Origin of the sequence: Streptomyces crystallinus (assembly GCF_039521265.1) — a bacterium.
GTDB lineage: Bacteria > Actinomycetota > Actinomycetes > Streptomycetales > Streptomycetaceae > Streptomyces > Streptomyces crystallinus.
Genome location: NZ_BAAACA010000034.1, coordinates 94032 through 119780, shown reverse-complemented (window position 1 = coordinate 119780; position 25749 = coordinate 94032). Strand labels below are relative to the sequence as shown.

At 69.4% G+C, this 25749-nt stretch carries 32 protein-coding genes; 13 read left to right on the top strand and 19 right to left on the bottom strand.

What is annotated here, in order from left to right; translation table 11 throughout:
* Nucleotides 1-2: 2 nt before the first annotated feature.
* From ABD236_RS23380 to ABD236_RS23355, 6 genes are all read right to left on the bottom strand, one after another.
* Nucleotides 3-329: a DUF742 domain-containing protein gene (locus ABD236_RS23380; protein WP_344076374.1), complete on the bottom strand. Its 327-nt coding sequence runs from the start codon at nucleotides 327-329 to the stop codon at nucleotides 3-5.
* Nucleotides 330-355: 26 nt separating this feature from the next.
* Nucleotides 356-787 (bottom strand): roadblock/LC7 domain-containing protein, encoded by a 432-nt coding sequence (locus ABD236_RS23375; RefSeq protein ID WP_344076372.1) that lies wholly within the window; start codon nucleotides 785-787, stop codon nucleotides 356-358.
* On the bottom strand, nucleotides 784-2061 hold the full coding sequence (locus tag ABD236_RS23370) for an ATP-binding protein (RefSeq protein WP_344076370.1): 1278 nt from the start codon (nucleotides 2059-2061) through the stop codon (nucleotides 784-786). The genes ABD236_RS23375 and ABD236_RS23370 overlap by 4 nt, the downstream gene beginning before the upstream one ends.
* 681 nt (nucleotides 2062-2742) lie before the next feature.
* Complete coding sequence (locus tag ABD236_RS23365) at nucleotides 2743-3582, bottom strand: D-alanine--D-alanine ligase family protein (RefSeq protein ID WP_344076368.1); 840 nt, start codon at nucleotides 3580-3582, stop codon at nucleotides 2743-2745.
* Nucleotides 3583-3734: 152 nt separating this feature from the next.
* Nucleotides 3735-4286, bottom strand: coding sequence for a hypothetical protein (locus ABD236_RS23360; protein ID WP_344076364.1), 552 nt, complete (start codon nucleotides 4284-4286; stop codon nucleotides 3735-3737).
* Between the two features lie 140 nt (nucleotides 4287-4426).
* Nucleotides 4427-4933, bottom strand: coding sequence for an ATP-binding protein (locus ABD236_RS23355; protein WP_344076362.1), 507 nt, complete (start codon nucleotides 4931-4933; stop codon nucleotides 4427-4429).
* Nucleotides 4934-5121: 188 nt separating this feature from the next.
* Between ABD236_RS23355 and ABD236_RS23350 the strand changes: the two genes are divergently transcribed.
* Nucleotides 5122-5904, top strand: coding sequence for an aminotransferase class IV family protein (locus tag ABD236_RS23350; RefSeq protein WP_344076360.1), 783 nt, complete (start codon nucleotides 5122-5124; stop codon nucleotides 5902-5904).
* A 9-nt stretch (nucleotides 5905-5913) separates the two neighbouring features.
* Nucleotides 5914-6831, top strand: a complete 918-nt coding sequence (locus tag ABD236_RS23345; RefSeq protein WP_344076358.1) for a formylglycine-generating enzyme family protein — start codon at nucleotides 5914-5916, stop codon at nucleotides 6829-6831.
* Nucleotides 6832-6954: 123 nt separating this feature from the next.
* Here the strand turns inward: ABD236_RS23345 and ABD236_RS23340 are convergent, their stop codons facing one another.
* On the bottom strand, nucleotides 6955-7818 hold the full coding sequence (locus ABD236_RS23340; protein WP_344076356.1) for a methyltransferase domain-containing protein: 864 nt from the start codon (nucleotides 7816-7818) through the stop codon (nucleotides 6955-6957).
* Nucleotides 7819-7842: 24 nt separating this feature from the next.
* Nucleotides 7843-7986, bottom strand: coding sequence for a hypothetical protein (locus tag ABD236_RS23335; protein WP_344076354.1), 144 nt, complete (start codon nucleotides 7984-7986; stop codon nucleotides 7843-7845).
* 198 nt (nucleotides 7987-8184) lie between these two features.
* On the opposite strand from ABD236_RS23335, the gene ABD236_RS23330 reads away from it, so the two are divergent.
* From ABD236_RS23330 to ABD236_RS23305, 6 genes are all read left to right on the top strand, one after another.
* Nucleotides 8185-9213: an NsdA family TPR-like regulatory protein gene (locus ABD236_RS23330; RefSeq protein ID WP_344076352.1), complete on the top strand. Its 1029-nt coding sequence runs from the start codon at nucleotides 8185-8187 to the stop codon at nucleotides 9211-9213.
* The gene (locus ABD236_RS23325; RefSeq protein ID WP_344076350.1) at nucleotides 9207-9407 is read left to right on the top strand and encodes a hypothetical protein; all 201 of its coding nucleotides are present in this window, start codon (nucleotides 9207-9209) and stop codon (nucleotides 9405-9407) included. The genes ABD236_RS23330 and ABD236_RS23325 overlap by 7 nt, the downstream gene beginning before the upstream one ends.
* A complete protein-coding gene (locus ABD236_RS23320) occupies nucleotides 9404-10345 on the top strand; it encodes a phosphotransferase (RefSeq protein WP_344076348.1) in 942 nt (313 codons plus the stop codon). Before ABD236_RS23325 ends, ABD236_RS23320 begins: the two co-directional genes overlap by 4 nt.
* Before the next feature lie 537 nt (nucleotides 10346-10882).
* Nucleotides 10883-11986, top strand: a complete 1104-nt coding sequence (locus ABD236_RS23315; RefSeq protein ID WP_344076346.1) for a protein-L-isoaspartate O-methyltransferase family protein — start codon at nucleotides 10883-10885, stop codon at nucleotides 11984-11986.
* 144 nt (nucleotides 11987-12130) lie between these two features.
* Nucleotides 12131-12472, top strand: coding sequence for a hypothetical protein (locus ABD236_RS23310; RefSeq protein ID WP_344076344.1), 342 nt, complete (start codon nucleotides 12131-12133; stop codon nucleotides 12470-12472).
* Between the two features lie 91 nt (nucleotides 12473-12563).
* Nucleotides 12564-12836, top strand: coding sequence for a hypothetical protein (locus ABD236_RS23305; protein ID WP_344076342.1), 273 nt, complete (start codon nucleotides 12564-12566; stop codon nucleotides 12834-12836).
* Between the two features lie 153 nt (nucleotides 12837-12989).
* Here the strand turns inward: ABD236_RS23305 and ABD236_RS23300 are convergent, their stop codons facing one another.
* From ABD236_RS23300 to ABD236_RS23285, 4 genes are all read right to left on the bottom strand, one after another.
* The gene (locus ABD236_RS23300; RefSeq protein ID WP_344076340.1) at nucleotides 12990-13457 is read right to left on the bottom strand and encodes a DUF5959 family protein; all 468 of its coding nucleotides are present in this window, start codon (nucleotides 13455-13457) and stop codon (nucleotides 12990-12992) included.
* 166 nt (nucleotides 13458-13623) lie between these two features.
* Nucleotides 13624-14316 carry a hypothetical protein gene (locus ABD236_RS23295; protein ID WP_344076338.1) on the bottom strand — a complete coding sequence of 231 codons (693 nt, stop codon included), beginning with the start codon at nucleotides 14314-14316 and terminating at the stop codon, nucleotides 13624-13626.
* Nucleotides 14317-15161: 845 nt separating this feature from the next.
* On the bottom strand, nucleotides 15162-16265 hold the full coding sequence (locus ABD236_RS23290; RefSeq protein ID WP_344076336.1) for a hypothetical protein: 1104 nt from the start codon (nucleotides 16263-16265) through the stop codon (nucleotides 15162-15164).
* A 277-nt stretch (nucleotides 16266-16542) separates the two neighbouring features.
* Nucleotides 16543-16740 (bottom strand): FG-GAP repeat domain-containing protein, encoded by a 198-nt coding sequence (locus ABD236_RS23285; protein WP_344076334.1) that lies wholly within the window; start codon nucleotides 16738-16740, stop codon nucleotides 16543-16545.
* Between the two features lie 558 nt (nucleotides 16741-17298).
* Here ABD236_RS23285 and ABD236_RS23280 point away from each other — a divergent pair.
* Nucleotides 17299-18228: an FG-GAP repeat domain-containing protein gene (locus ABD236_RS23280; protein WP_344076332.1), complete on the top strand. Its 930-nt coding sequence runs from the start codon at nucleotides 17299-17301 to the stop codon at nucleotides 18226-18228.
* Nucleotides 18229-19112: 884 nt separating this feature from the next.
* Here ABD236_RS23280 and ABD236_RS23275 read toward each other — a convergent pair.
* Nucleotides 19113-19271, bottom strand: coding sequence for a hypothetical protein (locus ABD236_RS23275; RefSeq protein WP_344076330.1), 159 nt, complete (start codon nucleotides 19269-19271; stop codon nucleotides 19113-19115).
* A 335-nt stretch (nucleotides 19272-19606) separates the two neighbouring features.
* Here ABD236_RS23275 and ABD236_RS23270 point away from each other — a divergent pair, with 335 nt between their 5' ends.
* The 3 genes from ABD236_RS23270 (at nucleotide 19607) to ABD236_RS23260 (ending at nucleotide 21754) form a co-directional block, all read left to right on the top strand.
* Nucleotides 19607-19960 carry a hypothetical protein gene (locus tag ABD236_RS23270; RefSeq protein WP_344076328.1) on the top strand — a complete coding sequence of 118 codons (354 nt, stop codon included), beginning with the start codon at nucleotides 19607-19609 and terminating at the stop codon, nucleotides 19958-19960.
* A gap of 42 nt (nucleotides 19961-20002) precedes the next feature.
* Nucleotides 20003-20476 (top strand): YxiG-like protein, encoded by a 474-nt coding sequence (locus tag ABD236_RS23265; RefSeq protein ID WP_344076326.1) that lies wholly within the window; start codon nucleotides 20003-20005, stop codon nucleotides 20474-20476.
* Between the two features lie 411 nt (nucleotides 20477-20887).
* Nucleotides 20888-21754 carry a tetratricopeptide repeat protein gene (locus ABD236_RS23260; RefSeq protein ID WP_344076324.1) on the top strand — a complete coding sequence of 289 codons (867 nt, stop codon included), beginning with the start codon at nucleotides 20888-20890 and terminating at the stop codon, nucleotides 21752-21754.
* A gap of 83 nt (nucleotides 21755-21837) precedes the next feature.
* Here the strand turns inward: ABD236_RS23260 and ABD236_RS23255 are convergent, their stop codons facing one another.
* The 6 genes from ABD236_RS23255 to ABD236_RS23230 all read right to left on the bottom strand — a co-directional run bounded on the left by ABD236_RS23255 (nucleotide 21838) and on the right by ABD236_RS23230 (nucleotide 24887).
* Nucleotides 21838-22140, bottom strand: a complete 303-nt coding sequence (locus ABD236_RS23255) for a hypothetical protein (RefSeq protein WP_344076322.1) — start codon at nucleotides 22138-22140, stop codon at nucleotides 21838-21840.
* Between the two features lie 38 nt (nucleotides 22141-22178).
* The gene (locus ABD236_RS23250; RefSeq protein WP_344076320.1) at nucleotides 22179-22523 is read right to left on the bottom strand and encodes a hypothetical protein; all 345 of its coding nucleotides are present in this window, start codon (nucleotides 22521-22523) and stop codon (nucleotides 22179-22181) included.
* 112 nt (nucleotides 22524-22635) lie between these two features.
* Entirely contained in the window at nucleotides 22636-23694 is a 1059-nt protein-coding gene (locus ABD236_RS23245; RefSeq protein ID WP_344076318.1) for a hypothetical protein, read from the bottom strand.
* Nucleotides 23695-23760: 66 nt separating this feature from the next.
* Nucleotides 23761-24201 carry a hypothetical protein gene (locus ABD236_RS23240; RefSeq protein ID WP_344076317.1) on the bottom strand — a complete coding sequence of 147 codons (441 nt, stop codon included), beginning with the start codon at nucleotides 24199-24201 and terminating at the stop codon, nucleotides 23761-23763.
* A 173-nt stretch (nucleotides 24202-24374) separates the two neighbouring features.
* Complete coding sequence (locus ABD236_RS23235; protein ID WP_344076316.1) at nucleotides 24375-24563, bottom strand: hypothetical protein; 189 nt, start codon at nucleotides 24561-24563, stop codon at nucleotides 24375-24377.
* Nucleotides 24564-24686: 123 nt separating this feature from the next.
* Nucleotides 24687-24887, bottom strand: a complete 201-nt coding sequence (locus ABD236_RS23230) for a hypothetical protein (RefSeq protein WP_344076314.1) — start codon at nucleotides 24885-24887, stop codon at nucleotides 24687-24689.
* A gap of 439 nt (nucleotides 24888-25326) precedes the next feature.
* On the opposite strand from ABD236_RS23230, the gene ABD236_RS23225 reads away from it, so the two are divergent.
* Nucleotides 25327-25572: a hypothetical protein gene (locus ABD236_RS23225; RefSeq protein ID WP_344076311.1), complete on the top strand. Its 246-nt coding sequence runs from the start codon at nucleotides 25327-25329 to the stop codon at nucleotides 25570-25572.
* The last annotated feature ends 177 nt before the right edge of the window (nucleotides 25573-25749 follow it).

Below are 25749 nucleotides of genomic sequence, written 5' to 3'. Positions count from 1 at the left end.
CGTCAGGTACGCAGGGCACGGAGTCCATCCAGGACCTCCCTCAGCAGATCGATGTCGGGGGCGTCGGTGTGTTCTGGCGGGGGCGGGACGGTGAGGTGGCCGGAGTCGATCAGGGCGGACACCAGGATTTTCACCGCGGACGGTGGCAGTCCCAGATGGGCGGCGATCTCACTGACCGACAGTGCTCCCTGCGCCCGGCACAGCCCGGCGATGCGCCGCGCCTCCACCCCCAGGCCCTGCACGGGGGCGTTCGCGGCGACGACGAGCGTCACCCAGTCCAGGCGGCGGCCGGCGCGCGTGCGGCCACCGGTGCGGACATAGACCCGCACCAGCTCCCGACCGTGCCGCCGCCCGCTCACAGCCGCAGGTCCGCCTGTGCCGTACGGGTGCGGGCTTTGCTGCTCAGTTGCTGGCCGACCTTGACCGCCAGCTCGTTCATCCGGTGGGCGACCACACTGAGGTCGATGTCGGGATGGGTGCCAACAGCCAGATAGCCGTTCTCGGCGACGGCGGTGATCAGCATGAACCCGGCGGTCGTCTCCAGCAGGTTCTGGCGTACGGCGTTGGATTCCGCATCGAGCGTGACCGCGAGGGCTTTGCCCAGGGCCCACACGCCGGACACGGCGGAGGCGACCTGATCAGCGCTGTCACGGTTGATTCCGTCACTGTGGCCGCTCACCAGGCCATCGGCCGAGACGACCACCGAGAACCGCACGCCGAGAGCCTGCAGATCGTTCAGCAGCCAGTCCACGCCGCCCGGGACAGCCGCCTGCATCTCGCTCGTCATGATCCGACCTCTTCCTGTTGCGAGTTGATCTCGTGTGCCGCTGCGCGGCCGCTGCGCGTGCCCTTCGACCAGGCGGCCGCGGCGCCCGCCGCCCCGGCCGGCGCCGGATGAGTGGGCCGGTGGGGCGGCAGCGATGGTGTGGCAGAGGGGTCTAGCGAGCGGCGCGAGCGCGTCGGCAGACCGCCTTGCGTCACGCCGGGCTGCACCGGCGATGCCGTCGCCTCCGGCGCGCTGCCGCCCTGCTCGGCCGGTGACACCAGATAGACGGAGGGGACGAACACCATGGCCCGCGTCCCCTCAAACGCGCTGGGGACCTCCAGGCGCACGGCGAACCCGTAGCGCCGCAGGTGCTCGGCGATCATCGGGAAGCCGGTCTGCGGCACGGGCCCCAGGGCGTGGATGTCGATCTGGCGCTGGCCGGTGAGGACTGCGTGCGCGGCGGCGAGCTGCTCTTCATTCATGCGCAGCCCGGCGTCATCAATGATTACGGTGACGCCCTGATGGCCCTGCTGGAAGTTCACCTGTACCCAGGCGTTGGGGGGCGAGAACTGGGTGGCGTTGTCCAGCAGCGCCGCCACGATCTGCACCAGCGGCTCCACGGCACGACCCGCCACCTGCAGCTCCAGTTCCTGGAACTGCACCCGGCGATAGCTGCGGATGCGGCCCATCGCACCGCGCACCACATCGGTGAAACTCGTCGCCGGCCAGGACCGTCCCGGCGGCGTCCCGCCGCACAGCACCACGTACGACTGCGCTGTACGGACCAGCTGCTGCAGCAGGTGATCCAGCTCCAACAGCTCTTCGACCGCGTCATCATCGCTCTGCGTGCCCAGCATGGCGCTCACGGCCCGGCCCGCCTCCGTGCCCTGGCCGGCCACCTGCGTCGCGATGGCCCGCACCGCCGCGCGGGTATCTCCCGCAGCCCGCTCTTCGATCTCCCGTGCCGCCCGCGCTCGCGCCTCCTCGCACAGAACGTGTGTGCTGTGGGCCAGGTTCTGGCCGAGTCTTTGCACATACCCGGCGGTCTTCGACCCGTGGAGCCTAGGCGGGACCTGCACGAACTCGGGCGTGGCCATGGATTGCTGCGCGGCACGCAACCAGTCCACCCACGGAAAGGCGGCGACGGAGTACAGCACGAAGTCCCGTGCGTTGCGCTCTGCCTCCAGCTCCCGCACCTGCTCTTGCAGACGGCGACAGCGCCGCCGTTCACCGAACGCGAGCGCGGCCGCACCCGTGCTGATGAGCACGGAAGACCACCACAGCGGCTCGGTCATAAAGTGGCTCATCCTCGCGCCTCCCGCACACGGCCACCGTGACGGCGGGCAGCAGGTGACAGAACGTGCGACGTGACGCCCGCTGTGGGCGTGCCGAGGCCAGGGCTCATGCGGCCGACGCCCATCGAGCCCGGCTCACGCACAGTCGGTGGTGCAACTCCTGCGACGAGGCAGGCACCATCCGCTGGGGGCAGATGTCCGGCAGCAGCCACACCCGGCCCGCGCACCGCCTCACCGTGCTGCCGCAGACGGGCCGGCACTGCCATCCCGCCCGAAGACACTGCGAGTGCGGGGCCAGCCACCGGTCCGCGGTGCCTTCCTCGACCGGGATGAGCACCGCCTGATGCTCGGGACAGCACAGCACAGGTCCGACCGCGTCGCCCCCGGCCCGCATCTCGTCCAGGGCACTGAGGCCCAAGCGGAGGTTCGTGTGCACGACGTCGACTCCACGATGGGGCGGTAATGGCGCGAACTGGACGTGCCAGGACGAGCGGGTAGCGAGCGGCAACATCACGTCGATTTCCTTGATCATCACGTGGGTGTGAGGCACGGCCGGACCGCCCGGGCCACGCCACTGCCGGCGACGGCAGGCGACCGGAAGGGCAGGGCAGGCCGGGCGGGGCACAGGCAGGAGAAGGGGCCGGGCGGCCGCGTGGCGGGCGCGTATGCGGTGTCGCTGTATCACCGGCCCCCCTCGGTCAGGTCGGTGTCGCAGGTGTTCAGCAGGGCTTCGATGAACTCGAGGTGGGTCCAGCCGTGATGGGCTGAGGTGATCTGGAACAGCCGCCCGGTGGGGGAGAGGTCGGGATGGGTCTGCACTTCACGCCAGAACAGCCCGGTGTCCTGAGAGCGGGTGAAACGGTGCAGGGCATAGCCCCGCAGGTGCAGGGCCCGCTGGGCCCGCAACGCGAGCCTGCGGGCCCGCCCGAGGGTCTCCTTGTCGGCCGCCGCCCGTGGCTCGGCCTCGAGCCCCGGCAGCGTGTGCGGCTGGCCTTCGGCATCGTCGATGACCCCCACCCACAGCGTCTGGCCCGGCTCATCGCTCTCGTACATCAGCGGGCCGAAGGGCCCGGCCACGGTGAGCAGATCACTCAGTGCCTCGGCGCCGGCGGCGGTGGACGGGCCGCGCCATACGGAATCGCCCGGACCGGCTGGGCCGCGGGCCGGTGCCTGGGGCTGAATCCGGACTACGCCGGCAGAGGCTTGCCGCATGATCCGCTGCGCCTCGCTGTACGGGCTGCTGCGCGGGCGCACCAGCCCGTACGCGGGCACAGGCACATGGGCGGCTTGCAGCAGTCGGCGCGCGGTGACCTGGTGGGCCGCAATGGCGCAGCCCGCAACGCCGGAACCCGCGTAGGGGATCTCCAAGTAGTTGAGCAGGCCCTGGAGGCTGCCCGCATCGCGTGGCACTTCCATGGTCGTGACGAGCGCCCTGACTTCCCCGTCGAGCTTGTCGACAAGCGAGGGGAGGGCGAAGCCGGCCGCCTCCACGAGGTGGGCCTCCCCGCCATAGCTGCTCACGCTGTTCGCGACCGTGCGGGCGCACCGCAGTGAATGTGCCGCCGTGTCGGGACACGGCCCGCCGTGCAGGACCACAACAACAGGGGACGCCGACGTGTTTGCGCCAACGGCGTGCGGATCAGGACACGCCAGCAGCACGGAGCCGTGTTCCGTCACGGGGTCCTCCCCGTGGGGTGGGATGCGGAGGGTGCACCGGCGGCCGTGTCGCTGCAGGCTGCGTACCGCGACAAGAAGGTGGCGCTCGTGGCCAGCAGCGTCAGCATCGCTGCCTGATCGCCCCTTCCCGGACGGCCTGCCAGTTCCGCGGCCTGGTGCACCACGCTCAGCGCGACGTCGCGAGCGCGGGTGTCGCAAGGCAGGGCCTCGGCGGCCGCCTGCGCGGTCGGCAGCAGAGCCTTGATGTGAGCCGCCAGGCGTGAGCGGACCCCGGCGGCCAGCTCGCTTCTCGGCCGCATGCGGGCCAGGCGGTGTGCAAGCTCGATGTCGCGGCGCAACTCCGAGACCCGGGCAGCGGAAACGGGCCTTGTCACCGACTGGCCGCGGAGCGAAATGAATAGGCGCTCCTCCTCTGCCGCCTTGGCAGCAACCGGTGCACCCTGCGCCAACGCGATGAGCGGCGGGATGGGGCCTTCGTGACGGTGCGCGGACTGGTTCGCCCGCTGGCCGGGATGGGCAGGCAACGGATCTCGGGTCATCAGGGTCACTCCAGGAATGGCAACAAGGCACAGTCGATGAGGAGGGCTGAGGGCCGCACCAGACGAGGCAGCGGGGCAGAGGGCCCATTCGCAGACCAAGCCGGGTCGCCGGTCAGCGCTCCGGGACGTCGTTCGTGTGACCTGCACCGTCAATCCCACGCCGGATCCCTGCCCGATCGCCGGACAGCCGCCAAAACCGGTTTCGCTGGCAGGGCAACAGACAAGGGGGGAGTCGTCGTGCGGATGACGAAGCGACACCACGTCGTGGTGCCCTCGTTGCTGACGCCCCACTTCTCGGCAAGCGCGTCTACGAGGAGCAAGCCACGTCCCGATACGTCATCCTCGCGAGCCATACGGACCGTGGCCGGCGCCCGGTTGTGGTCGGCGACCTCAATGTGCAGGGCGCCAGCGTCATAGCGAACCGTGAGGGTCCCCTCGCCATGACCATGCTGGACAGCATTGGTGACGAGCTCGGAGACGGCGAGGACGATGTCCTCGGCGACTGCGCCGAACACCTTCCACCGGCACAGGTGCTCGGAGGTAAGCCGGCGTAGATCGGGTACACGGGCCGGATCTGGGGCGAACGCCGCCGTAAAGCGCTGGCTCAAGGATGCGGTGGGTGACGCGGCCGATGCGGCGGCCGCAGTGAGGGTCATCGGATGCCTCCGGGAGGTACGGGTTGAAAGCGCGCGTCAGCCGCGCCGAGTCGATCACTCCGCGTGTTCGCACGATGACCAGCGAACACCGAGCGCACGGCCGGGGGAATGACCTGACGATGACGTTGACTCGTCAGTAAGGCTGGCCGGGGTGCCCTATCAGGCGGCCGCCCTGGCATGCTGACGCCATGGCGACTCTTGATGGAATGCCGGTCTCCGCAGACGACTTGCTGCCCCTGGCCCTCACCAACACCGGGCACTTCACCTCGATGCGTGTCGATGCCGACGGAACGATCCGCGGCCTGACCCTGCACATGGAACGTCTTGCCCGCGACAGCAAAATCGTGTGGGACGCCGACCTGGACACCGACGCCGTACGCACCTACGTGCGCGAGAGTCTCCACGGGCAGAGCGGAGCGTGCGTGGTCCGCGTGACCGTCTACGACCCGGCGGTCGAGATCGGGCACCCCGGCGACGCCGACGACCCCCGGATCCTGGTCTCCGTGCGCGGCGCCGGCGCCCTGCCTCCGGAACCACTGCGCGCCATGAGCGTGCCATACGAGCGTGACCTGCCCGAGGTCAAGCACGTCGGGCTCTTCGGAGCCCTGCGCGCCCGCCGCACCGCCCAGCTCGCGGGCTTCGGCGATGCCCTTTTCGTCGGCCGCGACGGCTTCGTCTCCGAGGGCGGCACGTGGAACATCGGCTTCATCGACCAGGACGGCACGGTCGTGTGGCCTCAGGCACGTGTCCTGCCCGGCGTCACCATGGCCCTTCTCCAGGAACAGGCCGAACACCGCCTCGCCACGGTCACTCTGGACCAGGCCAAGGCCATGGCGGCTGCCTTCGCCACCAACACCAGCATCGGCGTCAGGGCTGTGTGCGCCATCGACAGCGCCACCCTGCCCACCGAGCATCCGGTCCTTAACCGGCTGCGGCAGGCTTACCTGTCTGTCCCGGGCGAGACGCTGTAGGACGAGCCCGTGGCGGCAGTGGTCAAGTGGACCGGTCGCGAAGCCGGTCTTCTGCGCGTGGCGATGCGCATGTCCGGCAAGGCCTTCGCCGAGATGCTCGGTGTCAACTCCCGCCAGATCCCCCGCTGGGAGGGACGCGGAGAGACTATCGAACTCAGCCTCCCCAACCAGCGCTCCCTCGACACCGTCCTGGCATGGTGCCCCCGGGACGTGCAGCAGCGCTTCGCAGCCCTGCTGACCGAGCGGGCCGCAGCCGAACACGACGCTCGCGTCGAAGAACTGCTGCGCACCCACCCGGGCACCCGCCGACGACTCGCCGACGGGAAGCTGATGGCCCTCGTGGAGGAGGGCGTCTACCTCTGCGGGCCCGACAACCGGTCGCTGTGGCTCGACGCTTTCCTCATCGACGTGTACCCGACGACGAACGCCGACTACGAGAGGTTCGTGAACGCAACCAGCCACCGGCCGCCCCAGCACTGGCCCCAGGGCCGCTGCCCCGCCGGCTTGGCCATCCACCCGGTGGTCTGGGTGACCTGGCACGACGCCAGCGCCTACGCCCACTGGGCAGGAAAGACGCTGCCCACCGCCCGGCAGTGGGAAAAAGCCGCCCGCGGCCCGCGCGGCCGCACCTATCCGTGGGGCGACGAACCCACCGCCGCCAAGGCCAACGTCGCCGAGACCGGCATAGACGCCACAACGCCCGTCACCCGCTACCAGTCCGGCGTCAGTCCCTACGGCGTTTTCGATATGTGCGGCAACGTCTGGGAATGGTGCTCCTCCGAAGAGGAACCTCGCAGCGGCCGGTACGCGCTGAAAGGCAGCGCGTTCACCTCCCCGTTGGAGCGAGCCGCGCCTCACCTGCACAACGCCGCCAGCGCGTCCATGAAGGACAACGACACCGGTTTTCGCTGTGCCGCACAGCCGTAGCGGCCATCCGAACGATCGCCGGATCGTGCGGTCTGAGCGCTCTACTTCGCCTGTCAACTCCGCGGGAGCGGCGGGCAGGGCTGGAACAGGGGTCACGACCGCTCCTTAGGGAGGGCAGGCAAGTCAGTGCTGTCGGACGGTCTGCTCGGTGGGGCCGGCGGTGAGTTCGAAGTCGGTCAGGCGCGGCCAGCCCAGGTCGCGCCAGGGGCGGCGCTCGCGCTGGGAGCGGACGCGCATGAAGTTCACGGCGGCCACCAGGCGCCCGCGCGCGTGCCCTTGGCGGTCGGCGACGAGCAGGGCCAGGGCGTCGTCGCCGAACGGGGTGGCGAGCGGTGTGAGGATCGTCCCGCCGGGCCGCATCTGCTCCAGCCAGGCGGGCGGGATCTGCCGCACGCACGCGGTGCTGATCAGCCGGTCGTACGGAGCGCGGGGACCGTAGCCGTTCTCTCCGTCGGCGACGACCACGGTCGGGACGGGCACGCCCCGGCTGTGCAATGCCGTGCGGGCCCGCTCTGCGGTGACCGGGTCGACCTCCACCGTCGTCAGATGGTCTGCGCCGACCCGGGCAGCGAGCAAGGCGGCGTTGTAGCCGGTGCCGGTGCCGATCTCCAGGACGTTCTCACCCGGCTGCGGGTCAAGATGGTGGAGCATCTGCACGACGACAGCCGCACAGGAGATCGAGGATGTGAACGCGTTCGAGCGGGTGGGCCCGTCCTGGGGGCTGATCTTGCCGTCCTCGATCTGGGTGATCAGAGCGATCCGCGGCGTGTAGACGGCTTCGAGCCAGCGTTCGGGTTCCGTGGTGCGGTCGATCACCGGGTAGAAGCCGTCGGTGTCCCGCTCGGGCCACCACACCCGTTCGGGTACGAAGTGGGCGCGGGAGACGGACTCGAAGACGTCGCGCAGCCAGGGCCGGTCGTTGAAGTAGCCGCCCCTGTACATGCTGATCGTCTCAATGCACTGGGCGATGTGCTGCTGCTCGTCCATCGGGTCCGTCTCCTTATGCCGCAGTCAGCTGTCGCTGGGGGCGCCGCCACCCATGCGGTCCTCGTCACTACCGTGGCCCTGGCCGTTTCCGGTGTCGCCCTGTCCAGCGCCGTAGATGTCGCCCTCCTCGCTCTGGTCGCTGCCGGAGGTCCCATTCGTGCGCCCCATGACGGTCTCCCTTCCTTGCATGCTCAACGACGATGCCTCACAGCCCTGGTGGGCAGAGCCGATCCCGCGAACTCGGCGCCTTCCGCGGCAAGTTGGTGGATGATCGAGTGCGGTTCATTCAACGACCGGGCGGCTGCGGCGGGAAGGAATCCCGTGTAGTCCCCTGTAGTCCCGTGTAGTCCAGGGTGGAGTGACGAGATGGACAGGAGCGAGCTGATCCGGCAGGCGTGCCGGCAAAGGGGATGGGGCTCGACCGCTCTGGCCCGGGCCGTGGGGATCGCCGAGAGCGGCGACCCGGACCGGGTGCACCGGGCGAACGCCAACCGGTGGATGACCGGCAAACGCACCCCCGACTACTGGTGGCCCCACATCGCGCACGTCCTCGGTCTTGATCCCGACGGCCCCGAAGCGGACCGCGGCGCACCGCAGACCGCGGGGGCGCCCTTGGCGGCTCTGGCGCGACTGACCTCTGCGGCTTTGCCCGAGCAGGTCCTGGCCAACGACGTGGAGGAAGTCCAGCAGGCGGCGCTGAACCTGTCGCAATGGCACAACTTAAACGGCGGCGGAGGACTGGTACGCCAGACCGGCACGCAGCAACTGGCGTGGGCCTCACGGCTGCTGGGCGTGGCCTGCCCCGGTGCCCTGCAGTCCGAGCTGTACTGCGCCGTTGCGCACCTGGGCATGGTCACGGGTGCCGTCTGCTTCGACGCCTTCGCCCATGACGACGCCCGCCAGGCCTTCACCTTCGCCGCCGCTTGCGCCGAAGCGGGCGGCAACTGGCACCTGCGCAGCAAGATCTACAGCTGGCGCGCCCGCCATGCCATCTGGACCGGCGACTATGACCAGGCCGTGATCCACGCGGAGGTCGGCAGCGTCCGTGCCGAACGCCTGACCCCCTCCGAACGTGCCATGCTCGCGATCGCCGGCGCCCGGGCCTATGCCGCCTTGGGAGATGAGCAGGCCACCTTGAGGGCTGTCGGGAAGGCCGATGAGGAGTTCAGCCATACCAGCCCGGACAAAGAACCTCCATGGATGTCCTACTACGACCATGCCCAGCACCAAGGTGACACCGGGCATGCCCTGTTCGACCTCGCGAGGTCCACCCGCAAACCCCAGCACGTCAAGGCCGCCGGCGAGCGTCGGCCGCCGCGTCGGCCGAGCACACCGACGCCTACCTGCGCTCCCGCGTGTTCTCCCGCACGAAACTCGCCACGCTGGCCATGCTGACGGGCGATGCCCAGGAAGCCGCCGCGATCGGTGCCCTCGCCCTGCAGGAAGCCGCGCGCATCCGTTCCGGCCGCGCCGACTGGGGCCTGCAAGAACTCGCACGTGTCACCACCCGCCAGCGCGTTACCGTGCCCGAGGCCGCCGAACTGTGCGAACGCATCACCCGCACCACAGCCCAGGGAGCAACGACGTGACGGTCACCAGCAGCGACGCCGCAGCCCAGCACACACGACCGCTGGTCGCACAGGCCTGCCGCGCCGCTGGATTCGACTTCAGCGGCGCCGAACCCGTCCGCATAGCCGACAACGCCATCTGGGCCCTGCCCGGCCACGTCGTCGTACGCCTCACCCGGCCCGGACGCCGCCAGGCAGCACACCGCGAACTCCTCACCGCACAGTGGCTCGCCGACCACCACCTCCCAGCGGTGCGCCCCGCCCGTGCCACGGCCATCGACCTGCCCGGCAACCGCGCAGCTACCTTCTGGCAACAGCTGCCCGAGCACACGATGGGCCGGCACGAAGACGTCGCCCGCCTCCTGCGCCACCTGCACAGCCTTCCCGCTCCCTCGCACCTGACGCTGATGCCCAACCCCGCCGCCAAGGCCCGCACCCGGCTCGAGGCGGTCCGGCACAACAGCGTGATCTCCGAGGCGGACATGGCCTGGCTGCTCGGCTATGCCGACGAACTGGCCGAGGCCTGGGACCGACTGGACGACGGACTCGCCCCGACGCCCCTCCATGGCGACGCCTGGGCCGGGAACGTCGCCCGCACCCTCAGCGGGCACTGCTACCTGATGGACCTCGACTCTGCCGCCATCGGCCCGCCCGAGTGGGATCTGACCTCCACCGCGGTGAAGGTCGACACCACCGCCACCATCCCCATGGGCCAGTACCAGAACTTTGTCAGCGCGTACGGCGGGCACGACGTGCGCGACTACGACGGCTTCCCCGTCATGCGCGGCATCCGCGAACTGCGCATGACCACCTACGCCATCCAGACCGCCACCGACCACCCCCACACCGCCCCGGAGGCCCGCCACCGCGTCGCCTGCCTACGCGGCCACAACGGCCCCCGGCCCTGGACCTGGACCGCCGTCCCCCACGCCCCGGGCAATCCCGGACCCATCGTCTGACCCTCACGCAGCACCCTACGGCTGGCGCCCGCACAGGCGCTTTCGATCGACGGATCGCTCTTCCCGGGGATGCTGCCGTCATGCTGCACCGGAGATGGCGGCACTGGAGACATGGCTGGCCGAGCGCGGCTGGGAAGTCGACCCGACGGTGTTCATGGCTGGCGCGGGCGGCGTGGCCGCCCAGATCCGCCGGATTGACGCGGCCTGACAGGACGGCGAGGCGGGCCTGCTGATCCTGCCCGCGCAGACCGTGGTGTGTAAAGGCAAGCGCATGACCATCGCCCCTCGCTCCTCTGCAATGGAGCAACGCGGCGTGGCACCGGATTCCTTCGGGAAGGGGCTGGAGATGGCGGCTGGAGACGACAAGGACGGCGACTCGGGGCAGCACCGCAAGGACGATCCCCCGCTGTCCGGAGGGAAGCCGCCTCCCAACAACTCCGACGGCAGGGTGGAAAACCCCGGGTCAGGGTCGGGGAAGCGCCGGAAGTGATCACGAACCAGCGGCTGGCATCCGGTGCGGCCCGGATGGATAGCGCTATGCGGGAGCGGGGCCTGTGGCCGGACGCGGACAGCCCGTGGGTCCGCGACGCGATGACGGCGCTTCCGCGGCACGCATTCGCACCGGACACCCTCTGGTCCTGGAACGGCCACGAATGGGTGTCGGCCGACCGTGCGACCGATCCCGAGCGTTGGGCTGATCTTGTCTACCCCGGGCCTGACGACTCCACCGTCATCCAGGTCACCGACGGCCTGGCCACCTCCAGCCTCTCGTGCGTGGCGGTCGTCGCCGACATGCTGGACTCCCTCATCCTGGAGCCCGAACACAGCGTCCTGGAGCTGGGCACCGGCGCCGGCTGGAACGCCGCGCTGCTCGCGCACCGGGCCGGACCGGGCGGCCAGGTCGTGTCCATGGAGACCGACCCTGTACTGGCTGAGGCTGCCGCACGACGCCTGAAGGCCCACGGATGCGATGTCGAGGTTCGCTGCGGCGACGGCAGCCTCGGCGCACCAGAGCGGGGCCCGTACGACCGGGTGATCGCCACCTACGCCGTCGACACCCTCCCCTGGCCCTGGATCCAAGCAACCCGGCCCGCAGGACGCATCGTCTACCCGTGGGGCCGCATGGGGCATTTCGCGCTCACCGTCGCCGACGACGGCCAATCCGCCACCGGCTGGCTACAGGGCCTGGCCCTGTTCATGCCCGACCGCCACACCCCGCAGGCGAGCCCGGTCCCGGCCACGCTCCGCGCCAGCGGGCACGGCGCCGTCACGGACGCCGAACTGCTCGCAGACCTCGCCACGGGCCATTTGCTCTTCGCGCTGCGCGTCTCCCATCCGCACATCCTCATCACCGTCGAGCAGCACAACGGCCAGCCCCGCGCGGAACTGCGCGACCAGACCGGGCGCACAGTCCGCGCTGAACTGACCACGAACGCCCAGGTGCAGATCTCCGACAGTGGGAAGGACCTGTGGGCCGACCTGCGCAGCGGATACCAGTTGTGGCGTGAACACGGTCGTCCCGAGCAGTGGGACTTCGGCATGACCGTCACCCCGCACGCCCAGACAGTGTGGGTGCGCAGCCCGGACAACGGTCCCTACACCAGCCCACCACACCGCCCGGGCAGTGAGAGCGACCAGTAGTGATGCGGATCTCGAATTTTCCTCAGACTCGCTCTTCGCCTCAGTTGGTTCACGAAGTGAACCAACTGAGGCCATTGGTGAGCGAGGCCAAGTAGGACGGGTTGCTCTTCGACCCGTGTCAGACCTGTGGGCGATGATCGGGACATGCTGCAAGCGAGAGATGAACAAGGTCGGCGGGTGGGGAACCCGAAGCCGTCAGCGTTGAGCCAGATGGTGGCGAATCTTGGCCGGGGCAACGCCTTCGTCATCGTCGAGTGCCTCGACGATGAGGCGGCCGGAGATTGGTATGTCCAGGTGTGGCTGAGGGACGACAACACCTACCAGCTTGAATTCCGCGATGGGACCGCGGCGGAGCACTACCAGACCCGGACGATATCCCAGGAGAAGGTGATCACCGCCCTCAGCGGCTGGGCAGAAGGCCGCCCGGAGTGGAAGGACGCATTCATGTGGAACAACATCAGCACCTTCTTCCCTCACGCAGACTGACCCCGCCGTCCAGAGGCCGGCGGGGTCAGTGACCTGCGTCGGTTCAGCTGCGGCGCATCGGGATGACGTCTGGGTTCGCCATCGGGACGACGTGACGCGCGGCGAGCCGCGCTACAGCTGGACGCTGCACTATGCGACCCGCGCCGACTACCTCACCGCCCTCGCACACCTACGCGCTGACTGGAAGGCCGAGGGGCTGACGGTCACGGACGAGAAGCCGTGGGACCGCCCCGGCAAGCCGGGCCTGCCCGGAATCAGCACGAAGGAGCACGGCATCAAACTCTCCCTCCAGCAGGCCTGGTTCGGGGACGAGCCCGCGATGTATGCGAGTGGGCAGTGCATGCGCTACCACCCACAACGGTGAGCCCAGTCGGGACGGAGCCCGGCCGATCATGCTGCCCAGCTCGGAGTCGAACGCCAGCACTACAGCCGGGCCTGCTTCGGACTGATCATCGTTGCGAGGGGCCCTCCTCGCTTTGGCCTGCCCGCTCATCTGCCGACGCCGACCGACAAGGACTCAGCGCCGCCACGCGTAGGCGCCTGGGGAGGTCTCCGTAACTTCCCGAGGCCAGGTGCTCCTGACGCGCTGCAACCGTTCGTGATGGTCATCGGCCCATCCCTCAGCCAGATGCACAGGAACCTGGACCGACGTCCCCGTACTGGCAAAGTCTTCCACCACGACCACGGCGCGTCCGTTCTGGTCGGGCGGTTCGAATCGGATCTCGGGGTTGCGTCCGTCGTCCATCCATGCGGCGCCCCGCCCGGTGGCGAGCGCACCCAGCACCTGTGACCAGCTGTCCAGGTCGTCCGGGGCCAGGCAGACATCCATGCGCCCCTTGGCGAACCCGCTCGTGACGACGATCTCAGCGTCGAGGAAGTCATGCCACGGCAACACCCCGGGCAGATGGCGGCGCAACACCCGAATCAGGACACCGCTCTCTGCGTCGGCCAGACAAATGAGATCCATCGCGCTCTCGTCAGCCATCCCCGCTCCCCCCCCCGCTCGCACATGGACTGCTGCCATGATGCACGCGCACCACCAGTCGGCACGAGCGAGGGCTTTCCGTTAGGAGTTTTACGTAGGCGGGCAGGGCCGAGCGAGGAGCTCGTCGAGGAGCCAACTGTGCCGGGCCCCAAGTCCAGGGCGGCGTCTACTGGGAGTCGTAGGCCTTGATACTGACCGCCGGCCCCTCGGAGTTGCGTGCCACGGCGGTGGCGGCTTCGCCCTTCACCTCGATGGTGGTGGTGCCGTGGGAGGGGACGCGGGTGAGGCCCCCGATGGGCGTGGCGGAGATGACCTGCTGGCTCTGGCCCTTGGGCGGCTGGTCGTAGACCAGGTAGGAGACCCGGACATAGACCGGCCATGTGTTGGGGTTGGTCAAACGGACTTTGGAGAACCGTTCGAACCGGGATATATCGCGGCCCGCGTCGTCCAGGGCCTGCGTGGTGACCGGCTCGCCCGCGACCACCCGGGGCGCGGCCGCCACGACCTTGTCCACCTTCACCTGGACGTCGGCCACCTCGTGCTGCCCCGGGCCGGAGAACCGCAGGATGTCGTAGCTGTAGCCATAAGGGGACACCAGAGTCCCGCGGTCACTGCCGAAGACCGTGGTCACCTTGACCTGCGGCATCGGCTGGTGTGCCCGGTCCAGCGCGGTGAACGACAAGAGCGTGACCACCGAGCGGCGATAGGTGTTGTGGATCGACACGGTCTGGTTGATCGTCTCGTCCTCGCTGGAGACCCCGGTGTACGAGAACGACAAGTCGCTCGACGCCGGCCCGTACTCCCCAACGGCCTCGGACGGCAGCCCACACCCCGCGGCCAGTACTCCCACGACAGCCACCGCCCCACCAGCGACTGCTGCCCTGCGTCTGATTCCCGACATTCCACGCATGTTCCGCCCCCTCGTGATGACTTACTGGCTGCAACCTGAACACAGGTCCCCCGCGGCGGGCAAAGGCCTTCCTGACACCCGGCCTTCAGGCCTGTGAGCGGTCTTGTAATTCCCCAGACCGGCTCCGTCGTCCCCGTTCGTTCGTGCCATCCGAGTGAGCGCAAGGGAGTCGGGCCGCCCGGCTGTGAAGTGTCCGGTCTGAGGCGGGCCGTCAAGGACGCCTGCGGCGTCGCGACTGCGATGAGCTGCGCTCATCCTTGACCGCCCTCCTTAGACCTAAAGGATCGGCTGGTTGCCGGGCGGCCGAGAAGTGCACCGTCCGCCTGGTCGTCGCGGAGTAACTCCGCGTTCCCCATGACGACGTCCGTGGCGTTGGGGCTGGGTAATAACGCGACGTTCCACAAGGCCACGGTGGCGTCCACGGGAGAGCCGATCTCGGCGGGCGCCGGCGGCTCACGGTCCGGCGCGAGGTCTTCGTCCGGATCGTGGTCGTGCCACGGCCCGTCGGACCAGGCGAGGCCCCGCCACCAGCTCGCGAGGTGATGACCGCTCGTCTCGCCGCGCAAGCAGCGGTGCGCCCCGCCGGTCTCGGCGGGGCGCACCATCGGGGGCTGCAACGCAACGGTGAGAACAGGGTGTTGTAGGTGCTGCGGCCGCCCCCGATCTTGATGCGGGTCTTGAAGGGGGCAGTGGGGTTTTTGGTGCCGTGGTACAGCCACAGGGTGCCGTCCCTGTCCCGGCCCACCGTGTCCGGCAGCCCGTCGTCCGTCCCCACCCGCCGCGGGCGGGCGGAGTCAGGTGCTGGTGGGGGTGCTCTTGCGGGCGGCTGTCGCGCGGGCGAGGTCGAATGCCGCGACGGGGTCGGATGCTGTGGTCCAGGGGGCCGCGCCGCACCAGGGGCCGATGAGCCGGAACTGCTCCAGCGCGGCGTCGAACTGGCCGCCCTGGCCGAGGTAATAGGCCAGCAGGTGCCGCAGCCGGGGCAGTTCCGCGTTCGTCTCGGGTACTTGGTCCAGGCAGTGCGCCACCTGGATGAGTATCTTTCTGACCGCGCGGTTGGCGGACACCCCGGGGGAGCCTGAGGCCTTCTCGAATCCGACGGCGGCCTTCTCGTACTCGACGAGGGAGTGCAGGTAGATGCCGGCCAGTGGGCTGCCGGCCGGGGCGGACCGCACGGCGCGGAGGGCGAAGTCCCGCATCAGCTTGTGCGAGCCGTGCCACTTCTCGCACCAGTACTGCAGGGCTTGCCAGTGACCCGCGTAGTGGTACGGAGCACGGGCGGTCAGGTTCTCCCAGAGACCGTGGAACTCCTCATGCGTGTACGTCAGAGCCCGCGCCGCCGTCACCATGACGACCCACGGAGCGGGGTCCTGGGGCGCCAGGCGTGCGGCGTGCTGCGCGGCCTCCATCACACCGGGCAGCAGCGCCTTGAAGTGGGTCATGTTGCCGACGGGGACCTTGCGGGCGTAGGCGGTGCCCCGGACCTGCCAGGCACGGTGCAGCAGCACACTCGCGTACACGGTCGCGGCGTCGCCGTTCCCGGGCTGTGCCGTGCGCCATTTCCCCAGCCACGCGTCCTGGTGGAGGGCGATCTCCTGCAGCACCTCCAGCCGCGACCAGCGAAGGTCCCAGTCGGTTCCGGCGGCATCGACGAACGCCGCCGCCGCGTGCCAGTCGCCGTCCCACGCGGCGTCGGCGACGGCCTGCGTCTCCTTGCGCAGGTCGAGCGGCGGCGGGGGTCCGGGCCGGCTCGCATCGAGCTGGTCACGTGCGACGAGACCGTAGCGGGCCGGATCGAAGTGGTCGCGGGCCCAGCGCCTGAGGCGGGCACGGCGGACGGAGGGGATGAGCAGCACGAGGATGGACACGGCCGCAAAGACGACGAAAATACTGGTCACGGGGGTGAACAATTCTGGCTGGGTCGCGCGCGGCGACAGGTGCGGCATGGGTATGCCGGTACGGGCAGAGGGCCGATCGTACGGAACCCCTGCGGCAGGCCGCCGAGCGGGGCACAGGATTCCACTGCCCTCCGCTCACCTCGCCAGCGGCACCAGGGGCCGGAAACCGTGCGGAGAACACTCCGGCGCGGCTGCCGCTGCCGGGGTGCCACCAACGAAAACAGCGGTGCGCCCGGCTGGATCCCGGCTGGGCGCACCGCGGGCTACAGCACAGCGTCTAGAGCAGGGTGGTGTACGTGTTCCAGCCGCCGCCGATCTTGGTGCGGGTCTTGAACGCGACGGTGGCGTTGCCGGTGCCCTGGTACAGCCGCAGGGTGCCCGAGGCATCCCGAGCCACCAGGTCCGCCTTGCCGTCACCGGTCACGTAGCCGACACCCGTGATCGTGTTGTAGACCTGCCAGCCCCCGCCGATCAACTTACGCGACCAGCAACGGGATTCGGACGAACCCGCACCCGTGGGAGTTCTGGTGGGACTGAACCCGAAGGGAACGGCGCGCCTTGGCCAGACTGACAGCCCGTGCAGAAGCCATACACGTCCTACTGCCGCAGGCGCGCCGAGGCATCGGCGACTGGGTGCTGAAGGGCGGGCAGTACCCGATGAACGGTTGCACGAGCAACCGTTGCTGTCTCCTCGCGGGCGCGATAGCCGTATAGCGGGGGGCGGCCATCGTACGGCTGGGCGGGCAGAGAGATGTAAGTGCCGCACAGGTTGCGGCCCGTGCATTTACCCGGGAAATGGGGAAGCCTGGTGGCTGCACTGCGGAGGGGCTATTACTCAACGGTGCTTCATAAAGGCTGCCTCCTTGGGATTGAGGAGTTCCGGCCTTCGTTCGGGTGTGATTTTTAACCCGTTGACAGGAAAACATCGCATGCAATCATCTCAATGATCATGTGCTGTGTTCCGGCTTGTCCCCCATGTGTCGGGTGGATGCCGACGGCACGGCAGATTCGTTTGCACCCTATGGAGAGATACGTGGCCAAGACCACTGGCCGTACGCGTGGGCGCGTAGCCGCCCGCCTGGCTGCCGCGGCGGTGACCGCCGCCCTCGTCGGCACGGCCGCCCCGGCGTTCGCCGCCGACGACCACCACCCGGTTCGCGCATGGCAGTTCAAGACCGACACGTTCAAGGCGCCCCTGGCGGCCGCACCGCAGGACGAGGAGTTCCGGCTCAACGCTCCGGTCTTCCCGCTGCTTGGCGTGGACCGCGCCGGCCGGGGCTGGGCGTACGGGCCGGACGAGAAGGGCGGTCTCAGCGACCGCGAGCGGGTCGAGGACGTCGACTTCAGCGGCCTCAAGCACGGCGCCCTGGTGGACAACGACGCCGACAACGTTCCCGACGGATTCTGGATGGCGGACACCCAGGGCAGCCTCTTCTACGGCGGCGACAGCAGCTTTAGGGTCGGTGGCGGCTGGAACATCTACGACAAGGTCCTCTCCCCGGGCAACCTGGGCGGCGCCCAGGCCGGTGACCTGCTTGCCCGTGACAAGTCCGGCACGCTCTACCTGTACCTGGGCTACGGCAACGGCAAGCTGACTTCCCGGTACACGGTCGGCGGCGGCTGGGGCCAGTACACGCAGATCGCCGGGAACGGCGACCTGACCGGCGACGGCAAGGCCGACATCGTCGCCCGCGACAAGGCCGGCACCCTGTGGCTGTACAAGGGCACCGGCAACCACAAGGCCCCCTTCGCCCAGCGCACCAAGATCGGCGGGGGCTGGAACACCTACAACACCCTCCTCTCCAGCGGCGACGTCGACCTCGACGGCAAGAGCGACCTGCTCGCGCGCGGCAACGACGGCACCCTGTGGCTGTACAAGGGCACCGGCAACGCTGCCGCCCCGTACAAGCAGCGCGTGAAGATCGGCAACGGCGGCTGGAACACCTACCGGATCCTGTTCTGACCCCAGGAGGCCCACCAGCCCCTGAGTGACGGGCCGCGCACACCACGGCCCGCACGACCGGCGACCCTGATAGGGCTCCTTGAATCAGAGATCGCCATCAACCCCTCGACAGCCCGGCCGCGCAGCGCCGCGTCCGGGCTGTCGAGGCGCGTTTGGACCGATGCCCCGGCAGGCTGGCCGAAGCGGCCACTTGCTCCACGGCGGGCGGCTGGATGGCTCCGCCCCTGTCGTCAGGGCACGGGTGCCGGGGCGGAGCCCCCGCGAGCAGCCCCCGCGGACACGCAGAAGACACCGGGCTGCTGACGACTCGATCATCCACCGACCCGCGCCGCCGGTCCGTTCCGACATGCCCCAGGGATCCTGCATAGCAGGAGCCCCAACCGTCCTTCGCCGGCACCGATGGCGCCCGCTACCGGGCCGGGCCGGGCCTGTCGGCCTCAGCGCCCGTCCAAGCGCTCGACGTCGATGCACACAGCCAGGCCTCATGCCCACTGCGGTTGGTTGTTTTGAAGACCATGGCGATCCTCTCCCGGCAACGACACCGCCGGGTTCCAGAGGTCATGATCCAGAGCGAAGCCCCAGAGCGCTGTGCTCCACCACACCGGAGGGAAGGTCATTCCGGCCCGAAGCCCGAGCAGTCACCTCCACAAGTCCGGCTCGCAGGTCGGCGGCCGGCTCGCCAAGGACGATCGCGCTGATGATCAGCTCCATCATCAGACGGTCGTACTCGGCCCCCGTGCTGCGGTAGCGCTCCTCATCGCCCTCTACCACCGCGGAGACGATCCTTCTCCCACCGCCGCCACGGGGCCGAACGACGCTTCATAGACGCCGTAACCGGTCCAGCTGCGGTGCAGGAAGACAACATCGGCTTCGGCGAAGACGTTCTACTTCTCGTCCATGTCCCGCGCGCGGTATCCGCGCCGTATCCGGTCCCACTCCTCGTCGGTCCAGATGCGATCGGGCAACTGGGCCACGGACCTGGGCGTGCTGATCGCCGTGAGGCGGCGGAACGACTCGCGGGTGAGTGGGGCATCGGCAGTCATGGCGTGATCCTACGGATGCGCCCCTCCCACAGGACAGCCCCGTGCCCACAACCGGGCAGAGGATGCAGATCCGCGGCCGACGCTGCGGCGTGCTGCGATCTCGCTGCCTCCCGGCCGTGGCGAAGTCGGCGGCGGGATTCCGTGGTGTCCCGTGTGCGGTCAGCCGTAGTCGTCGGGGCGGCCCTGCGTCCACGTGGTGGCCGCAAATAGGTATTTCCCCTGCCGGGGGCCGGGTGGCCGGAACGGCCTTGATCGTTTACTGGGGCAACCAGCTACCCGGGGACTGGCACAGTGGGAAACGGCCTGATGGACAGAAACAGACAGAGGGAGCAGAGGTGACCTGGACCGATCAGCGAGATGCGGAGGTCGAGGCGTTGAGCCTGCCCGTCCGCAGCGTCCTGCACACCCGTGCCACAGCACTCCGCGACGCTCTGCCGCCCCGGCCCGCCTTCCCCCCCCCGTGCCGCTACGCGTGGTGGCGCTGCCTTGACGAGGACCAGGCCCGCACCGCCGCGCTCCTCGACCACCTGGACACCCTGGTGGCTCACCTCGACGGCGTCCGCGCTGGGGGTTACGGGGATGCCGATGCCCTGCGCGCCGCGCTGGAGGCCGCCGACGGTTTCGCGCTGCCGCACCTTGCTGATGCCCTCGTCGCGTACCGGCATGCGGCCACCGCCGCTGCCCCGTAGCGCGGTTGCCGGGAGGCCCGGGGCTTGAGGTAGAACGGCGTCATGGATACCGCCGTACTCGAGCAGCTGCTCGATGAGACCTTCGATCACGCCGTCGTGCACCACGGCTACACCAACTACATGCGTGACTACGAGGTCGTTGTCTACATGACGGCGGACCCGAGCACCGGGGTCAAGCCGTCCTATCTGCGGTATCTGTTCCGGTACTGCGTCGAAGCCCGCTGCGAGACGTCCCTGCCAGCCATGACATGGCAGCGCTCACTCGATGACCGCCTCACCGACCACGAGAGCGGCGTCGACCTCGACGGATTCGTCTGGGGAGTGAAATGGCATCCCATGTACCCCGGCGCGAAGCTACTCCCCCCAACGGACGCCGCCCTTCGCTGGTCGCATGCCCTGGGGATCGACTTCCATGACGTCCTTCTCGAGACCAACGCGCACCGGCTGACTCTGCTCTTCTCCGAACTGCAGGTCACCGAGGTCCCCGTCGGATACACCCCGTTTGTCGCGGACTAACGGTCGGCCTTCGCTCTATCTCGGCCGGGTAAGGGAAGACGACCTGGTGGCGCGTGGGGTGCGGCTCGTTCTGAGTGAGGTGTCCTCGGGGTGGCAGGCAAGAGTCCATGGCCGGGCTCGCTCCTGGGCTCACCACCGCGCCGCCCGCGCCCCGGACCTCCCCGCCAGAAGGTGCCCGACGCACCCGAACCATCGCGGCACCGGTGAGCGCACGAGCTAAGGGCTGGGGGCGGGTGAGCTATGCCCACTGGGCTGTACATGGCCAGGGTTTCGCCGAAACGGCGGCGAGAGAGATCACATCAGCCTTGTTGGCGTCTGCCACGTCTGTGGTCCTCCAGGGCCCGGTTGGCCAGGAGCTTTTCGGACGGACATGCGAGACTCCTGCTCTGACCACAAGGAGAGGCACGGTAGGTGGAGAAGTCCGAGGCGAAGAGGCTGCTGGAGCAGGCCGAGGAGGCGTGGGAGGCGGAGCAGTGGCTGTGCTCCGCGGAGCTGTATGAGCAGGTCCTTGCGCACTATCCGGACGAGGGGCCCAGCGCGGGGTGGTGGTACGACGCGGCGCTGGCCCACAAGTTCCTGCGCAACTGGGCCAAGGCCTGCGAGCTGGGCCGCCAGGCCGCCGCCCGGTCGCCGCGCGGCGAGCAGGACCCGGCGTTCTGGAACCTGGGGGTGGCGGCCACGATCCAGCGCGACTGGGCAACCGCCCGGGACGCCTGGGAGGGCTTCGGGATCCCCATGCCACCCGGCGAGGGGGAGATCAACGGCTCCTTCGGCATGGCGTGCGTCCGCCTGGACACGGGCGGAGAGCGCGAGGTGGTCTGGATCCAGCGGCTCTGCCCGACACGGGGGCGGGTGGTGAGCGTGCCGGTGACACGGTGCCGCCGCTTCGGCGAGATCGTCGTGCACGACGGGGAGCCGACCGGCGAGCGGACGTTCAACGGCCAGCAGGTCGCGGTCTTCGACGAACTGCTGCTCTTCGAGCCCTCCAGCCTGCCGACGCTTCAGGTCAGCGTGAACGCGGCGGAAGCCGGCGATGTCGAGGCCCTGGTGGATGCGTTCTTCGCCCAAGACTTCGGCGCCGAGCCGGCGAGCAGCTTCCATCTCCTGTGCGCGTGCTGCAGCGAAGGCCGCATCGACTGGAGTGAGGCCGGCACACCGGCGCACGGCGGGTCGCAGACAGTCTGGCTGGCCGCCCCCCAGGCCGAGGCACGCCGGCTGCTGGACACCTGGGCGAAAGCCGCAGGGCGTACCTGGAGCCGGCTCGAGCCGGCTGGATGAGCCGCAGTCCCGGCTCAGCCAGCGGTGGCCGCCGAGGACCTCGGCCAAAGCCTGCTCACGCGCATCGCGCGGCCGCGGGTTCTTCAGGGTGGCGAGCTGCTGGCGGGCGTCGAATGCGCTGATCCACGGCCGCTCGTAGCCGTCCGCGGGAGGGTCATCGACATCCGGATCGCCTGCACGGCCCAGGCAAGAGGGCTGTAATCGCGGTAGAATTTCACGCCGTCCAGGGCCTCGGCGTCGAGCTCCTTCGCGGCGCGCTGCACCTGTGCCTCGGTCGGTCCGTCGTACCAGCACAGCCGCCAGTACGTCGGCCTCGTGTATTCGTCCAGTTCCGACGTGATGGCACCAGGGGCCAGCGTGAACTGTTCGCTGGGCTGCCGTGCCATCTTGCGGAGCCGCTCGCCCCGGCGGGGTGGGGCCGCCATCAGTGGCCGCCGTGGGTGGCGTGGTGGGCGCGGGAGATGAGGAGGGCACTGCGCGCGGCGGTCGGGAACATGCCCGGGTCGTCGCGGGTGTCGTCGTTGCGGCTGAGGCTGTCGGCGTGCTGGGCGGTTGCGCCGTGGCGTTTGAGGAGTTCGGCCTGGACGGTGAGGAAGGCGGAGAGGGAGCGGTCGAAGTCGGTGCCGACGGCCAGGTCGTCCGCGGCGGTGCGGATCTCGGCGACTTCACCGCGGATACGGGCGGAGGTGCCCTCGGCGCGGTGGGTCTCCCTGGCACTGGCCTGACGTTCGGTGCCGTCCCCGTCGACGCGCGTGGGCAGGGTCGTCACAGCGGGTTCCCCTGTCCGGGCAGCTCGGCAAGCAATGGTCCATCCAACCATCTTGGAACGCAGCCACGCTCACCCTTCCCTGCCGTACGGACGGCGACAGCTGGAGCGTCGGCTAGTGACCAGGCGTGAACGGGGCGGGCGCAGGGCGGAGTGCTTGGGAGTTGGGGCGCCAGTGGGTCGTGAAGGAGGGGAAGTTGTCGTGGTCGATCCATAGAACCCCGGCCAGGTCGGGCGGCATGGCCCACCGTCGCGGTCTGCCGGGCTGCACCTCGATCGGGGGGTGGATGAAAGTGTCCCCGTAGCCGAACTGGACGCTCACGGTGTTCGCCCCGCTCAGCAGGTCGTCGAAGTGGCGAACCGTGAGTCCGGTGAACCTGTGGGACCCGGCCGCAAGAATCAGCGGCAGGCTCGCCTCCTGGGCGAGGTCCCGGTACTTGTGCAGCTTCTCCTTGATCCCGACGGCCGCCAGAGGCTGGGCGGAGACGACGCCGGCCATCTGGCTCGGCGCCTCCAGAACGGCGCCCAGGAACGGCGCCTGTATCGGGCCACCGGTGCGGTGATCGGCCATGATGCGGAACGTGTAGCCATGGCTGGTGAAGCTGACCAGGTCGAGGGGAGACAGCAGCCAGCGGCGCAGGGCCTGGGCGATCTGCTTGGCGGCCCGGGCGTCGACGGGAGGATCAAGCGGACGGTCGGGATGCCCGGCCACAGTCAGCACCACAGGCACCGGGATCTCCCTGACGCGCTGTGCCAGCTCATGCCAGTCCCTCATACGGGAGAACATGGCCTTCGGAGGGCTGTGCGTGAGCACCTCGACCAGCGCGATGGGTGCCCCCGCCGCGTCGGTGACGGTCCAGTCCGGCGTCAGCGTGCCCCACCGGCGCTCGTACTCCACGGTGAAGCCGCGCTCGCGCAGCGCGGCACCGGCGGCGAGCTCGATGTTGTAGGGCCAGAAGTTCTGGTCGCGCCCCAGGTTCGCCGCGAACGCCTCGGCCTCCCTCTCGGGCAGGAGTGCGAGCTGTTCATCCAGCCAGGCGCGCCATGGCTCGTATCTGTCCTCCACGGCCAGGTCGTAGGAAAGCATGCGGCCCTGAGGCTGGCGGTGGCCGTACTTTTCGCGCTGGGCGGCGACGAACTCGGGGCCGAAACGACGTCGGTGTGCCTTGTCCATGGGGAAGGAGTCTGCGCCCCATGGGCCTGGCCCCGCATCCGAGTTGCACCAGCCGAGGCCGGGCTGCTAAGACTGCGGCCGCCTGGGCTCGCCGGGCTTGCTGGTCCGGTGGAGATAGGTATCCGAAGGGCAGCCGTCGTCCGCGTCGTCGGTCGGGCACATCGCAGGGTCGTCTTCGTCGCCGAAGAGGTAGACGTCCACCGTGCACTTGCCGGCTGAGAGCGCCAGGACGAAGCCTTTGGCCGCGGCCTCGTCAGCGCTCAGCAGGCCCTTCATCTCGGCGCTCCGCTCGGGGACGTAGAAGGCCCAGCGGCCGGAGGCTATGGCCGACGCGGTACTGCACTCCTGCGGGAAGGGCCGCCCGCTCAAGTGCTCACTGGTGAACGTGTGATCCTCGTGGAAGACCAGCGACGTGCCGGCTTTGCTCGTCCATCGTCCCGCCAGCTGCGTTGCCGGAATCTCGGCCGCGTACATGGCTGCTGCCAGCCCGCACGACGAGGTCAGCATGACCGCCCCTGCGGTGAAGGAAGCCAACCAACACAGTCGTCGCCACATGGTCACGCCCCCAGGTCTCACGCTCGTCGCCGTTGCTCAGCGAACCGGACACCACCCTATCTTGAACGCGTTCAAGTTTCTGGAGTTGCTCCTGCCGGACCGGCACGCTTCCAGAGGCAGCCGGATCAGCACGAGGCCGTGGGCGTGGCGGAGGCGGAAGAGGCAATCAACCGGGCTTCGGCCTCGGTGCGCATCTCGGCGAGCACGGTGGCGGGCACGTCCTGGCCGATCGCTACTTCCACGATGCGTACCGCCGCGTGGTCCGCTGTGAGTTGCTTCTCCCGGTCCTCGGCCGCGGTCAGGGAGTAGGACACGGCCGAGGTATGGATGGTGCCGTCCGCCGTCCTCCACGCATCGTCGCAGGTGGCACTGACACTCCCCACAAGCCCACCAGTCCCCGGCTGGACGACACACCGAAGGAGTCGTGCGGCCTGGCACTACACGAGGCGCTGGAGATGCTCTGTCCGCCCGGCCAGCGTCAGCCGAAGACGGTGGATCTTGTTGAGCTGGTCAGCGTGATTCTGCGACCCGGGGGCCTTCTTGCGCAGAGCGTCAATCGCGCGGGCCAGCTTTCGCTGATCCCGCTCGATACGGCGCTCCAGTTCCTCCCGGCTCGGTTGCGCGTGACGAGGCATCATGCCCGGACCATATGTCCAGCTGACTCAGGGAGAAGGGGAGTACACGTGCATTGGTGGTGTCGAGCGGCCTGGTGCCATGCCTTTTCCCCAAACGCCAGGCCGGACTTCCGTGCTGAAACGCGCGTTTTGGGGAGTGTCTTCGTGGGTCACGAACGGGGCAGAAGGGCGCGGGGCGGGACGGGCCGACCGAGGAGTTCGAGGACGAGGCGGCGGTGGGCAGCGTGGAGGGTGCGGATGGCGGCACGCCGCGCCCCCGGGATGGGTTGCTCGACGCCGTGGCGGGGGCGGCCCTGCTTGGTGGGATCCACAGGTAGCCGGGGTCGCTGCCTTCGAGGGCGGCCGTGATGCCGGCGCGCTGGCGCAGCCACCTCTTGAGCGTGCGCACGGTGGCGGTGTCGAGGGGGAGGGGGCCGGTGTCGAGGAGGATGCGCGCGGGGCGGTGGCCGAGCTGGAGGTCGGTGACGTCCAGGTAAGCGAGTTCGCGCACGGTGCGGCCGGTGGCGGCGACCAGGGCGGCCAGCGCCGCGGTGCGGATGGTGGTGGCCGCGTTCGCCCCGGTGGGACGCTGCACGGCGAGTCGTGCGACGAGCTCGTGGGCTTCGTCGGGGTCGAGGTGTTCGCCGCTGGTGTTGGGCGGGACTTCCAGGCGCCAGGGCTCGAATTCCTCGGTGAGGGCCTTGGGTAGGTCGACGGCCGGCGGGGCGGGCGGCGTCGCGGACCCGGCCAGTCCTGGGGTGCTGGCGAAGAAGGCCGGAGGGTCGCCTGCTGCGATCTGTTCCAGAATCTGGGCGCGAAGCCCCGGGTGGCTTTGCGGGGCCGGACATTGCCGAACGGGGCAAACCAGGCCCGCGGCCGAAGGTCG